Origin of the sequence: Kitasatospora cathayae (assembly GCF_027627435.1) — a bacterium.
GTDB classification, from domain to species: Bacteria; Actinomycetota; Actinomycetes; order Streptomycetales; family Streptomycetaceae; genus Kitasatospora; species Kitasatospora cathayae.
The window spans coordinates 874,129-886,422 of the sequence record NZ_CP115450.1 but is presented as its reverse complement, the minus strand read 5'-3'; the positions used below and the strand labels follow the sequence as shown (position 1 = coordinate 886,422).

16 protein-coding genes are annotated in these 12,294 nt (G+C 71.4%); 8 read left to right on the top strand and 8 right to left on the bottom strand.

From position 1 onward, the window contains the following. Nucleotides 1–40 precede the first annotated feature (40 nt). From O1G21_RS04120 to O1G21_RS04105, 4 genes are read right to left on the bottom strand one after another with little or no spacing between them, the layout of a single operon-like run. Nucleotides 41–757, bottom strand: a complete 717-nt coding sequence (locus O1G21_RS04120) for a methyltransferase family protein (protein ID WP_270140845.1) — start codon at nt 755–757, stop codon at nt 41–43. Between the two features lie 5 nt (nt 758–762). Next, nucleotides 763–924, bottom strand: a complete 162-nt coding sequence (locus O1G21_RS04115) for a hypothetical protein (protein ID WP_270140843.1) — start codon at nt 922–924, stop codon at nt 763–765. Nucleotides 925–934: 10 nt separating this feature from the next. Next, nucleotides 935–1,186: a DUF2933 domain-containing protein gene (locus tag O1G21_RS04110; RefSeq protein ID WP_270140842.1), complete on the bottom strand. Its 252-nt coding sequence runs from the start codon at nt 1,184–1,186 to the stop codon at nt 935–937. Between the two features lie 49 nt (nt 1,187–1,235). Then, nucleotides 1,236–1,574 (bottom strand): SHOCT domain-containing protein, encoded by a 339-nt coding sequence (locus tag O1G21_RS04105; RefSeq protein ID WP_333493423.1) that lies wholly within the window; start codon nt 1,572–1,574, stop codon nt 1,236–1,238. Between the two features lie 128 nt (nt 1,575–1,702). On the opposite strand from O1G21_RS04105, the gene O1G21_RS04100 reads away from it, so the two are divergent. The 6 genes from O1G21_RS04100 (at nt 1,703) to O1G21_RS04075 (ending at nt 7,960) form a co-directional block, all read left to right on the top strand. Continuing rightward, nucleotides 1,703–4,468, top strand: coding sequence for a heavy metal translocating P-type ATPase (locus O1G21_RS04100; RefSeq protein ID WP_270140840.1), 2,766 nt, complete (start codon nt 1,703–1,705; stop codon nt 4,466–4,468). A gap of 105 nt (nt 4,469–4,573) precedes the next feature. After that, nucleotides 4,574–5,038 carry an LbetaH domain-containing protein gene (locus tag O1G21_RS04095; protein ID WP_270140838.1) on the top strand — a complete coding sequence of 155 codons (465 nt, stop codon included), beginning with the start codon at nt 4,574–4,576 and terminating at the stop codon, nt 5,036–5,038. Between the two features lie 201 nt (nt 5,039–5,239). After that, nucleotides 5,240–5,515 carry an SHOCT domain-containing protein gene (locus O1G21_RS04090; RefSeq protein ID WP_270150764.1) on the top strand — a complete coding sequence of 92 codons (276 nt, stop codon included), beginning with the start codon at nt 5,240–5,242 and terminating at the stop codon, nt 5,513–5,515. Continuing rightward, nucleotides 5,512–6,126, top strand: coding sequence for a hypothetical protein (locus O1G21_RS04085; RefSeq protein WP_270140836.1), 615 nt, complete (start codon nt 5,512–5,514; stop codon nt 6,124–6,126). The genes O1G21_RS04090 and O1G21_RS04085 overlap by 4 nt, the downstream gene beginning before the upstream one ends. A 307-nt stretch (nt 6,127–6,433) precedes the next feature. Beyond that, a complete protein-coding gene (locus O1G21_RS04080; protein WP_270140834.1) occupies nt 6,434–6,865 on the top strand; it encodes an SRPBCC family protein in 432 nt (143 codons plus the stop codon). 381 nt (nt 6,866–7,246) lie between these two features. Further along, a complete protein-coding gene (locus O1G21_RS04075) occupies nt 7,247–7,960 on the top strand; it encodes a DUF305 domain-containing protein (RefSeq protein ID WP_270140832.1) in 714 nt (237 codons plus the stop codon). A gap of 64 nt (nt 7,961–8,024) precedes the next feature. Here the strand turns inward: O1G21_RS04075 and O1G21_RS04070 are convergent, their stop codons facing one another. Genes O1G21_RS04070 through O1G21_RS04060 form a run of 3 tightly spaced genes read right to left on the bottom strand, consistent with a single transcriptional unit; the run spans nt 8,025 to nt 9,921 of the window. Further along, nucleotides 8,025–8,294: a hypothetical protein gene (locus O1G21_RS04070; protein ID WP_270140830.1), complete on the bottom strand. Its 270-nt coding sequence runs from the start codon at nt 8,292–8,294 to the stop codon at nt 8,025–8,027. Then, a complete protein-coding gene (locus O1G21_RS04065; protein WP_270140828.1) occupies nt 8,294–9,370 on the bottom strand; it encodes a cytochrome b N-terminal domain-containing protein in 1,077 nt (358 codons plus the stop codon). The genes O1G21_RS04070 and O1G21_RS04065 overlap by 1 nt, the downstream gene beginning before the upstream one ends. Then, nucleotides 9,367–9,921: a hypothetical protein gene (locus O1G21_RS04060; RefSeq protein WP_270140826.1), complete on the bottom strand. Its 555-nt coding sequence runs from the start codon at nt 9,919–9,921 to the stop codon at nt 9,367–9,369. The genes O1G21_RS04065 and O1G21_RS04060 overlap by 4 nt, the downstream gene beginning before the upstream one ends. Before the next feature lie 267 nt (nt 9,922–10,188). Here O1G21_RS04060 and O1G21_RS04055 point away from each other — a divergent pair, with 267 nt between their 5' ends. Next, entirely contained in the window at nt 10,189–10,629 is a 441-nt protein-coding gene (locus O1G21_RS04055; protein ID WP_270140824.1) for a DUF6153 family protein, read from the top strand. Nucleotides 10,630–10,728: 99 nt separating this feature from the next. Then, on the top strand, nt 10,729–11,664 hold the full coding sequence (locus tag O1G21_RS04050) for a hypothetical protein (RefSeq protein ID WP_270140822.1): 936 nt from the start codon (nt 10,729–10,731) through the stop codon (nt 11,662–11,664). Between the two features lie 177 nt (nt 11,665–11,841). On the opposite strand, the gene O1G21_RS04045 is transcribed toward O1G21_RS04050, so the two are convergent. Continuing rightward, nucleotides 11,842–12,282 (bottom strand): BlaI/MecI/CopY family transcriptional regulator, encoded by a 441-nt coding sequence (locus tag O1G21_RS04045; RefSeq protein ID WP_270140820.1) that lies wholly within the window; start codon nt 12,280–12,282, stop codon nt 11,842–11,844. Between the last annotated feature and the right edge of the window lie 12 nt (nt 12,283–12,294).

Below are 12,294 nucleotides of genomic sequence, written 5' to 3'. Positions count from 1 at the left end.
AGGACGCCGAGGATGATCGCGACTTGGGCGATGCCGGGCATCAGAGCCTCCGAGGTGCGTGTGGAGAACCGAATCGGCGGGCTGCCGTACGCGCGTCGGCTGCCGTGTCGCGCCCGGGGGGATGCGGGCGATCGTGGCGCATACGGGGCCAGAACGCGGGAGTGTGGGCGGTGTAGGCGGTCCAGGCGTCGCCGAACTCGGCGGCGACCTCGCGTTCCTCGCTGCGGGCGAGGCGGATGTAGACGTACACGAGGACCGGGAACATGGCGAGGGTGGGGATGGTGGGCCACTGCAGCAGGAAGCCGATCATGATGAGCAGGAACCCGTCGTACTGCGGGTGGCGGACCCTCGCGTACGGGCCGGTGGTGGCGAGGCGGTGCTGCTGTGCGGCGGCGTGCAGGACGCGCCAGGCGGCGGCGAGCAGCCAGAATCCCGCGCCGATGGCGAGATAGCTGGCGAGGTGGAAGGGGGACAGGTGCGGGTCGCCGCTCCAGCCGATGAGGTCGTTCCACAGGTGGCCGCCGGCGTGGGTGTCCCTGAGGAGCGGGAAGGAGGCGCCGAGCCAGCTGCCGAGCAGGTAGATGGTGAGCGGGACGCCGTACATCTCGGTGAACAGGGCGACGAGGAAGGCGCTGTAGGCGCCCATCGCGCGCCAGTCCCGGCGGCTTCGGGGGTGGAAGAAGCTGGCGGCGAACACCACGAACAGGGCGGTGTTGAGGACTACCAGCGGCCACAGGCCGTACGCGGCGTCGTCCATGACCGTCACCTCCTCGCGGGAGTCGCCGGTGCGTGGTGGGTAGTGGGGTGGCCGTGGGGGAGGTCGGCCATGCGCTGCTGGTAGGCCGCCTGGTGGATGTCGGGACTGACGAGGCGGGCCGCGTCGTGGATCACGGCCGCGAGGGTGATCACGATGACGGCGGCCACGGTACTCACCTCACCGGGGGGCGGGGTGGTCGCGGTGGTCGTCCCTCGTGCGGAACGGGTCGCGATCGTCGCTGGTGTCGCGGTGCCGGTCGTCGCCGCCCATGCCGTGCATGCCGCGCATCATGAAGAACATCATCAGCGGGCAGACGGCGACGGTGCCGAGCAGCGCGAGGGTACCGACGGGGACGCCGAGGGCGAGCGCACCGACGAAGGCGATGGCGATCGCGATCGCGTACAGGCCGTAGCTCCGGTTGTTCTTCATGGCGGGCTCCCGAGTCGAGGAGCCTTGGCACCGTTTTCGGTGCGCGGGCTCACGGGTGTGCGGTGTCGCGCAGGGCGGCGAGCCGCTTGCGGTACTCCTGGTCGTCGATCTTGCCGCGGGCGAACCGCGCGGCGAGCAGTTGCTCGGGCGGGGTCGGGCCCAGGGCGGCCGGCGGGGCCGGCGGCGCAGGGTGCGTGGTCGTCCGGTCCAGAGACCAGAAGAGCAGGACGCCGCCGATGACGAGAAGCGCGGTGACCAGCAGCATGCCGAGGCTCATGCCGAACCAGCCCCAGCCGCTCATACCGCCGTTGTGCCAGTACATCATCGCGAGCACCTTCCGCACGCCCGTGCCGTGGCCGAAGCGGGCTGCTGCGGCTTCCAGCTTCAACGCTCCTCCGTCGTGCGCGGCGAGGTATGGGCCGACCGGTCCACGTCGGCGTGCCGACAGGTCCTACCCCTCGGGGGTGTGCCGGCGGGACAGTGGAAAGAACGGGCGGAGTGTGGAGGTGGGGCGTCATGGGTGTCGTCGACGTGGTCGTGGTCGTGGCCGCCGTCGTACTGATCGCCGGACTCGGCTGGTTCTTCTTCGGGCCGCGCCGTGCCCAGGCGGCGCGTCTGGAGGGCCGGGTGCAGCGGGTGGACGTGACGGTGCGAGGCGGCTACAAGCCGGACGTCATCCGCCTGCGTCAGGGCGTGCCGGCGGAGCTGGTGTTCGACCGGCAGGAGAGCGGCGAGTGCACCTCCCGGGTGGTCTTCCCGGATCTGCGGGTCAGCGCCGCCCTGCCCGCCTACCAGCGCACCACTGTGTCGCTCGTCCCGTCCCGAGCCGGTTCGTTCGGGTTCGCCTGTGGGATGAACATGATCCACGGCACCCTCCTCGTCGAGCCCGACGGTGATCGGACTGGCCCCGGCGGCGACGGGGCGGACGACGCGACCGCCACGGCCCCGGCGCCGGCCGAGGCGGAGCACGCCCGGCCCGCCGCAGTCGGCGCCGGGGAGGAGGAACAGGACGCGGAGGCGGCCGAGCGGCAGGCGGAGATCCGGGACCTGACCCGCCGGGTCGTCTTCGGTGCGGTGCTGACCGCGCCGGTGCTGTTCGCGGTGATGGCGCACGAGCTGTTCGGCGCCGACTGGGTACCCGGCTGGATGCTGAATCACTGGGTGCAGCTGGTGCTGATCACCCCGGTGATGTTCTACACCGGCTGGCCCATCCACCGGATCGGCTGGCTGACCCTGGTCCACCGCGGCGCGGACATGAACTCCCTGATCACACTGGGCACCAGCGCCGCCTACGGTTACAGCCTGCTGGTCACCCTCGCCCCCGGCCTGCTGCCGTCCGAAGTGCGGGAGGTGTACTTCGAGGCGGTCGGAGTGATCCTCACCCTGATCCTGCTCGGACGCCTCCTGGAGGCCCGGGCCAAGGCCGGCACGGGTGAGGCGATCCGTGCCCTGCTCGGCCTCCAGGCGCGCACGGCCCGCGTCATCCGCGACGGCACCGAGGCGGAGATCCCAGTCGAGGACGTGGCGGTGGGCGACGAGGTGGTCATCCGGCCCGGCGAGAAGGTCCCGGTGGACGCCGAGGTGATCTCGGGTTCGTCGGCGGTGGACGAGTCCATGGTCACCGGCGAGCCGATGCCCGTCACCAAGCACCCCGGGGACACGGTGATCGGCGCGACCGTCAACGGCACCGGCTCCCTGCGGGTACGGGCGAGCAAGATCGGCGCCGACACCATGCTCGCCCAGATCATCCGCCTGGTACGGCAGGCCCAGGCCTCGAAGGCCCCCATCCAGCGCCTCGCCGACGCCGTCTCCGCCTACTTCGTCCCGGCCGTGATCGCCATCGCGATCGCCACGTTCGCCATCTGGTTCACCGTCGGCCCGTCCCCGGCGTTCACCCTCGCCCTGGTGTCGGCGGTCGCAGTGCTGATCATCGCCTGCCCGTGCGCGCTGGGCCTGGCCACCCCGCTGTCCATCATGGTCGGCACCGGCAAGGGCGCCCAGGCGGGCATCCTGATCCGCTCCGCCGAGGCGCTGGAGACGGCGCACAAGCTCGACACCGTCGTCCTCGACAAGACCGGCACCATCACTGCCGGCACCCCCGTCCTCACCGACCACCACCCCGTCGGCGACCTCGACAAGACGGAACTGCTGCGGCTGGTCGCCGCCGCCGAGGCGCCGAGCGAGCATCCGTTGGCCGCCGCGATCGTCGCCGGTGCCCGCGAACGCGGGCTGACGGTCCCCGAGGCCACGGTGTTCGACTCCGTCACCGGCAAGGGCGTCCAGGCCACCGTCGACGGCCGCGTCGTCCTGGTCGGCAGCCGGCGCCTGCTCGCCGACGTCGGCATCGACACCACGGCGTTGGAGGACACCGCCGCCGAGCTCTCCGCGCTGGGCCGCACCCCGGTGCTGGCGGCGATCGACGGTCGGCCCGCCGGGGTGCTGGCTGTTGCCGACACCGTCAAGCCCGACTCCGCGCAGGCAGTCGCCGCCCTGCGTGCCCTGGGGGTCGACGTGGTGATGCTGACCGGTGACAACCGGCGTACCGCCGCCGCCATCGCGGGGGAGGTCGGCATCGCCCGGGTGCTGGCCGAGGTCCTGCCCGAGCACAAAGCCGACGAGGTCCGCCGGCTCCAGGCCGAAGGCCGCACCGTCGGCATGGTCGGCGACGGCATCAACGACGCCCCGGCACTGGCCGCCGCCGACGTCGGCCTCGCGATCGGCACCGGCACCGACGTTGCGATCGAGGCCGCCGACATCACCCTCATCTCCGGCTCCCTCGCCGGGGTGGTCACCGCCATCCGGCTCTCCCGCGCGACCATGCGCAACATCCGGCAGAACCTGTTCTTCGCCCTCGTCTACAACGCCGTGGGCATCCCCATCGCTGCCGGCGCCCTATACCCGCTCTGGGGTATCCGGCTCAGCCCGATCATCGCCGCCGCCGCGATGGCCCTGTCCTCCCTCTCCGTCGTCACCAACTCCAACCGGCTGCGGCGCTGGCACCCGGCGCCCCTGCCCGCCGGCACCAGCACCCCTGCCCCGGTCGAGCCCCGCGTGGAAGTACCCGACGACCACGCCAGCGCCGCTCCGCCCGCCGCCGAGACGGTCACCGACCCGGTGTGCGGGATGAGTCTCGATGCGGCGAGCGCCGCCGAACGGCGCGATACCGACACCGACACCTACTACTTCTGCTCCGCCCGCTGCGCGGCCGCGTTCGACGCCGAACCGGCGTGCTACCGGACCCAGGCCGAGGGCGAAACGCACCGCCGCGGCGAGCACCGATGACCGCGCGCCGATCCGTCACCCGTAACGAATCCGGATCACTCGTCGGCGCGACAGGGTCCGCGTTCCCGCACCCGGCGAACCGGCCAGTCACGCACCATGGCCCTCATGTCGCTCGTCTCCTCACTGATCTACCGGCGCCGCCACCCGCTCCTGAGACGGCCGGTGCAGGAGCTGCTGGCGCTCTACGGCGTCGAGGTACCGGCCGCGGTCGAGATCGGCCCGGGCCTCAAGGTCTTCCACCGCGGGTTCGGGCTGGTGCTCCGCCCACTCACCACCCTGGGCGCCAACGTCACCCTGTACAACGGCGTGACCATCGGGCGCGCCGACCCGTGGATTCCCTCCGAGGACAGCCGGATGGAATGGATCGTGGTCGAGGACGACGTCTGCCTGTGCGCGGGCGCGCGAGTCGTCTGCAAGACGGGCGTGCTCACGGTCGGACGCGGGACCATCGTGGGCGCCAACGCGGTCCTCACCCGCTCCACCGGGCCCGGCGAGATCTGGGCCGGCGTCCCGGCCAGGAGGATCGGCACCCGCGCCGACCTCCCCGCAACGGCACCGGCGGCGAACTGACCAGGGGATGCCTTCTCTGCCGGCAGGGGCGTCAGACGGGGGCGCAACAGGCGGCATCAGAGCCTCGTAGGCCGTCGCCCCTGCCCGCGCTGGACGGCACTCGGCCCCAGGAAAGGGCCGTACGGCCCCTCGGCGTGGTAACGGCAGCACGCCGACACTGGAGTCGGGAGATGTACTCACCAGCCGAGGGCGGTGATCGACATGATGTGGTACGGCGGCTCGGGCTGGGGCGGCTGGCTCGTCATGGGCGTGTTCATGGTGCTGTTCTGGGCAGTGCTGATCGCCGGTGTCATCGCGCTCGTCCACTACCTCACCAGCGCCCACCGCGACCGTCAGCCCGGCCCGCCCCCACCTCCCGGTGAGCCGGGCCGGAGCAGCCGGCAGGCCGAGGACGTACTGGCCGAGCGGTTCGCCCGCGGGGAGATCGACGACGACGAGTACAAACGCCGACTCGCGCTGCTGCGGGAGCACCGGTGAGCACGGACCGTCGGCGCCGGATGCGGGTGGCCCTGGCCGGGGCGGTGGCCGCACTCGTGCTCGGCATCGCCACGACAGTGCTGCTCGCCACCACCGGCGCCTTCCGCGGCACAGCACCAGAGACGTGGCGGGCACCGGGTGCGCGGTGTGCTGCGCCAGCCCTGCCGGGCCAGGTGGTCGATGTGACCACGGTCGACATGGGGCCGGGCATGATGGGCGGCCCCAACGGGCACACCCCGATGAGCGGCGGCCCCGGCTGGTACGGCATGGGCATGATGCGCCTGGTGGCCCACCAGGGGACGGTTGCGGCCGGGACGGTGTCGCTGCGGGTGTTCAATGCGGGAGCGCTCACGCACGAGGTCGTCGTGCTGCCTCTGCCCGCGGGCCAGACCGCGGGGGACCGCCTCACCGGTCCCGACGGGCGGGTTGATGAGGCCGGCAGCCTGGGCGAGGCATCGCGCAGCTGCGGCGCCGGTGCCGGGGACGGCATCACCTCCGGCGCGACGGGGTGGACCACGGTGACGCTGCAGCCCGGCCGCTACGAGCTGGTGTGCGACTTCCCCGGCCACTACCCGGCAGGCATGCACACCGAGCTGGACGTCACACCGTAACCACGGTCCAGCACCCACGCAGATGCGAACGTCAAGTTGCTCCGCCTCACACCCGGCGCCTGGGACTCGCCGCAGGCAACCCGGCGGCTATGGCTGAGGAGCCGACGTCATGAGGCCCGGCCGGCGTCCGCAATTGACCGACCGGGCGAATAACGGAGGGGGGCAACCGGACAAACGAGCCGCTCGGCCGCCCCCTCCCGGCCCTGGCCGCGCTCGACCCGAAGGAGTTCCCGGCGCCACCACCGTGGTCCAGGGTCCGGACCCCGCCACCATGGTCGGGGTTCGATGTGTGAAGAGGAGTGACGTTATGGCGACCGCGACCATTGACAGATCAATCGACATCGACTGCTCGCAGCACGAGGCGTTCGAGGTGCTCAGCCGCATCGACGTCTTCTCGCAGTTCCACTCGAAGTTCGCCGGCTTGGAACAGATAGAGACACTTGGCGTCAACACGGCCCACATCGTGGAGGTCGTCGAGGGACAGCGCGAAGAGTTTGACATCGAACTCACTCCGGTGCCGGAAGAGCGCATCGACTATCGCATTCTGGGCAGTGCGCCGATGGACGGCTCCCTCACTCTCCGGAAGCTGGACGAGCAGCACACTCAGCTGCAACTCCACGCGGAGTTCGACCCACAGAGGGTGAGCGACGTCTACCACCTCAGTCAGCAGGAGCTGGAGGGACACCTGCAGGACCGGCTGCAGGGCATGAAGGCCATCGCGGAGGGCGGACCCGAGTAGTGGAGGCTGGATATACCTGGCCGATAGCGCCGACTGAAACAGATGGACCGGCAGGTTCGGCCAGCGCGTTCCGGCCCGAACAGTGCGGCAGGTCCAGAACGGTCTTCACACGCCGACGTCCGGACGTCCGGTGTTGTCCGGTATCGGCCCAAGGTTCCGAAGCCGACGGCAGAGGCGCATGGCGACACGGGAGGGGCAAAGGCCACGAGGGAGATGAAGTGGGCGACGCGTGGCCCCGGCCTCGCCCGGCAGACATGCCGAATCGGCCGGCCGGGTACTCGTCGGCGTTCCGGTGACCTCCCGTGCCCGGATCGGGGGACACACACCACACCAGGCAACAGCGTGCTCTGCCCCCAGTCGAGCTCAGGAGCTTATCCCGCCATGGCCGATACGACCCGTTCCCTTGCCAGCCGTACGGCACTGACCGCTGCCGCGGTCGCCAGCACGCTCACGCTGGCCGCCTGCGGCAGCAGCAGCGCCACCGGCGCGGCCGACCCCTCACCCGGCGCCACCACGTCCGCCCCGGCACCGGTCAGCCCGGGCCCGCACAACCAGGCCGACGTCACGTTCGCCCAGGACATGATCGTCCATCACCGCCAGGCCATCGCGATGGCCGAGATGGCCCAGACCAACGCCTCGTCCGGTGACATCAAGGCCCTCGCGGCGAAGATCGAGAAGGAACAGGGCCCGGAGATCGACACCATGTCCGGCTGGCTGAAGGCCTGGGGCGAACAGGTCCCCCAGGCAACGCCCGGCGCGACGGGCTGTCCCTCAGGCATGCCCGGCATGATGGGCAGTCCGTCGGGCACGCCCGGCATGATGGGTTGTCCCTCGGGCATGCCCGGCATGATAGACGATCAGCAGATGAGCGAGATGACGCACGCTTCCGGCCACGCCTTCGACACCATCTTCCTGACCATGATGATCGAGCACCATCAGGGCGCGGTCGAAATGGCCAGGACCGAACAGGCTCAGGGCGCCTACAGCCCGGCCAAGGCACTCGCCGGAGACATCATCACCGCTCAGACCGCCGAGATCACCCAAATGCGGCAGATGTCCGGCAGCAGCTCAGCGCAGCCTACGTCGACCACCTGACACCACGGCGGCCCGCATCCGTCCGTGGGAACCTCGGCTCACGTCTTGCGGCGAGAGCGAGCGGCTACACGCTGCTTCGCCGGTTCGGAGCAGCGCGTCGCCGCCGGGCCCGCATGGCAGCGACCGCCGCAGGGGCGCGCGGCCCTGCGGTCAGGGTCAGCCAGATCCGCGCCGCCTGCACGGCAGACGCGACCAGTACCGGGAAACCCGCGCCGACGAGCAACACCCTCGCGCCGGCCGATGCCGTATGCAGCCCCCGGTACAGACCGCCCATCGACACCACCGCCGTCGCGGTGAGCGCCCAGAACCAGCGCCGTGCCCGCGCCGCGTGCATCAGTGCCCCTTGGGGTTGTTGATCCACACCTCGACCGTGATCGCGACCAGCGCCGCCAGCAGCACCAGCGCGATCCCCATCGAGACTTTCCGCTCCTGCCAGCGCCGGCGCGGGCCGCGGTCCAGGAACGGCACAGCGATGATCAGGGCGAACAGCGCGAAGATCACGATCGCGATCGAGGCGATGCCGAACCACTCCTCGAACGGGAAGAACCACCAGAACATCCACAGCGGCCGGGTGACTTCGATGCCGTCCACCGGCGTCGGCCCGATCACCGGCGGCACCAGCACCGCCAGCACGCCCAGTGCGCCGAGCAGGACCGTCCCGAACGCCGCGACCCGCTTCAGGTGCGCGGTGAACGGCTCGGCGACCTCCTCCTCCGGCGCGGGGATCGCTGGGTGGGAGGAGATCCTGTGCCGCTTCACCAGCAACGCGTGCAGCACGAACAGCACCAGGATCAGCCCCGGAATGATCACCACATGGCCGGAGAACAGCCGCAGCAGGATCGGCACCCGGTCGGTCAGCTTCGTGGTGAACCAGATTCCGAGTCCACCGAGGAGCTTGGCCACGTCCAGGTTGTGGGCGAGTGCCTCGTAGCCCTCCTGGTCCCACTTCAGTACCGACCCGGTGAACACCGCGAGGTAGGTGAGCAGGAACATCAGCGTGCCGACGACCCAGTTGCCCTCGCGGGGGCGCTTGTAGGAGGCGTGCACGAACACCCGCAGCAGGTGCAGCAGCGCGGACACGAACATCGCCTGCGCCGCCCAGAAGTGCAGGGCACGGGCGAACGAGCCGATCCAGGCGTGCACCACCAGGTCCCGCACCGACTGGTTCGCCGTCTCCGGGATCGGCGCGTAGTACTGCGTGATGTAGACGCCGGTGACCAACAGCGTCACGAACGCCACCGCCGTGACGCCGCCGAGGCTCCACGTCAGGTTGTTGGCGTGCTCGGGCACCGGGTAGGCGAGGGCTTTGATGCCCATCCGCTCGTCCACCGCGTCGACCGCCCGGCGCCACCTGCCGGTTCGGGCCGGCGTGACCGCCGAGCTGCCCGCTGGTGTGGGTTCGCTGGTCACCCTGCCCTCCTGGCGCCGCGGTGTTCGAGCTGGCGGATGGTGTGCGGTGGCCGCCACCGCCGCACCAGGAACAGCCCGACACCCAGGACCGCGACGGAGATGACCAGCAGCGCCACGTCGCCGCCGTTGCGGATGCCCCGCCCGGGCCGGAACTCGTCCAGGATCACGCTCGTGCCGGTCTCCGTCCCCACGGCCGGCCCGGCCGTCGGGCGGCTCGGCAGCTGGCCGCCGACCGCGTCCAGCAGCAGCCCGCGTGCCTGCGCCAGCTCCGCCGCACCCGCGTCCGGACGCTCGGTGAGCTCCAGCGCGCTCTTCACCTTGGCCGCGTCGACGCCCATCTGGTCCGGGGCCTCGGCCGCGTCGTGGATCCGCTCCGCGACCCGGTCCGCGCCGGCCTCGTTGGCGATCAACGCGAGCGCCTGCTCGACCAGCACCGCCGCCTGGTCGCTCTCGGTCCCGTGCGCCCACGCCGAGCCCGCCGGGGCGGACAGCGACGTCACGACCGCCGCAACCAGCGCCACCAGGTGGCCCACGGCGGCGCGAGAGCGCACGGGACGGGACCGGGTGCGGGCGGCGTCCGGGGCCACTGGTCCACCTTCCGTCGAAGAGACGGCCCGCCGAACGGCGCGGCCCGCCCCAGTGTCGGCGCCGACCGCGGGCCACCCTCGGCTGCCACACCCCGGCGTCCTCCGGACAGCCCACCCCGAACGCGCGGCCACCAGCGGTGCCCGCCACAATCCGAGTGCGAGGCCGCGCACACACACCCCCACCGGGTATTGTGCAGCGAGACCTCGTCTTCCTCGGAAGGGACAGCACCGATGAACCGCAGGCACCCGCAGCGACCCGGCATCGTCCGGCTGCTCGCGGTCTGCGCGGTTCTGCTCGGTCTGTTCCTCATGCACGGTCTGCCGACGGCCGCCGCGGAGGGCTGCCACACGGACGGTGCGGCGGCCACCGCCGCAATGCCGGGCACAACGATGTCCGACCCGCCCACCGGTAACGAGGCCGTGGCACCGGCCGGCGTCCACCCGGCGGTCCACCACGGCAGTGACGTCCGGTCCGCCGGCACCTTGTGCTCGTCGACACCGGGCCGTGACCGGATCGCTCTCCCGGCCATGGCCCTCATCGCCATCGTCTCCGTCTGGGGCGGGCTGTGGCAGCTGCCACTCCGGGTGACCGGATTCCTCGCACGCCGCCGCCGCGGACCACCCGACGGCGGCCGTGAGCTCCTTCAGAAGGTGTGCATCGCGCGGACGTGACAGGGCCCGCCGAAGCCGTGGACCAGCACGGTATCGGCCACCCGCCCACGTCCACCTCCGCGCCGCCTCGGCGCGTCTTCCAAGGAAGCTCACACCACGATGCGCACCGCCTCTCGCTCTACCGCCCGCCGTCGTACCGTCCTGGCCGCGGCTGCGACCGCCGCCCTCGCGCTGACCCTCGCCGCCTGCGGCTCGTCCGGGCACTCCGACATGCCCGGCATGGACCACGGCAGCATGGGCACGTCCACCGGCGCGACCCCCTCCGTCTCGGCTACCGCGAGCGGCATGGACGGTATGCCCGGCATGGACAAGGCGGCGGCTGGGGACAGTCTCGCCTCCCAGAAGGACGGCTACCGCCTCGACACGCGGACCGACAACCTGCCCGCCGGACAGGCCACGTCCTACGCGTTCACGATCACCGGCCCGGACGGCAAGCCGGTCACCGACTTCGCCGTCGACCAGACCAAGAAGCTCCACTTCTACGCCGTCCGCTCCGACCTCACCGGCTACCAGCACGTCCACCCCGCCATGGCCGCTGACGGCACTTGGAGCGCCGACCTGGGCGCCCTGACTCCGGGCAGCTGGCGGCTGTACGCCTCGTTCACCCCGAACACCGGCAGCGGCAAGGGCACCGACTTCGTCCTCAGCCGCACCGTCACCGTCCCCGGCGATGCGGCCGACACCCCGCTCCCGGTGGCCTCGACCACGGCCACCGTCGACGGCTACACCGTCACGGTCCAGGGGGAGCCGATGGCCGGCATGGCCCACCCGCTCACGGTCACTTTCGCGAAGGACGGGCAGCCCGTCACCGACCTGCAGCCCTACCTCGACACCTACGCCCACATCAGCGCCTTCCACGAGGGTGACCAGGCGTTCGCCCACCTCCACCCCGAGACCCCCGTCAGCGGGGACCACGGTGGCCCGAACCTGACCTTCCACGCCGAACTCGCCAAGCCCGGCAACTGGCGCGTCTACCTCCAGTTCCAGACCGCCGGACAGCTCCACACCGCCGCCCTCACGCTCCACGTGAACTGACGCACCGCCGTGGGTGCCACCACCAGGTGGCACCCACATGGCGTGCCCGGAGCACGATGCCGGGCCGGATGCCGTGGCGCCGGCCGAGACGTTCACGGTCGGCCAGGATGCGGACAACCGCGTCCGGGTGGAGAGCTCCCTGTTGGTTTTCGCCGGGACCGGCAATGCCGGAGGCCATCACGGAGACTGGCGTGATCGCGGGATCACCGGATGCGACGTTTCTGAGCGGTGGCACGGGTACGGCTGAACGTCCCCGTGCCGGGGTCCTTCAGCTGCCCGTGGCCGGGCGGCAGCGGGATGCGGATCAGGCCGGTGATCGCCGAGTATGCCGAGGACCGCCGTGCTCCCGGGGGGCAGGCCCGAGTCGTCGGTGAGGGTGATGTGGGCGAAGGCCCGGCCGCGCGTGGCGCGGGTCAGCAGGCCCTTGTCGTGCATCCGGATCAGGCCGGTGACGACGGTGGTGTACGCGAGCCGGGCGGTGCCGCAGACCGGGCCCAGCCGCCGGGCAATGGCGCGCAGGCTGACGCCCTCCCGGATGAAGGTGTGGACGTCGGCGTGCTGTAACCCGCCGCAGCCGGACGGGAACAGGCCCGAGTGGCGCCACCATGCGGCGCGCACTCGGGCGAACGG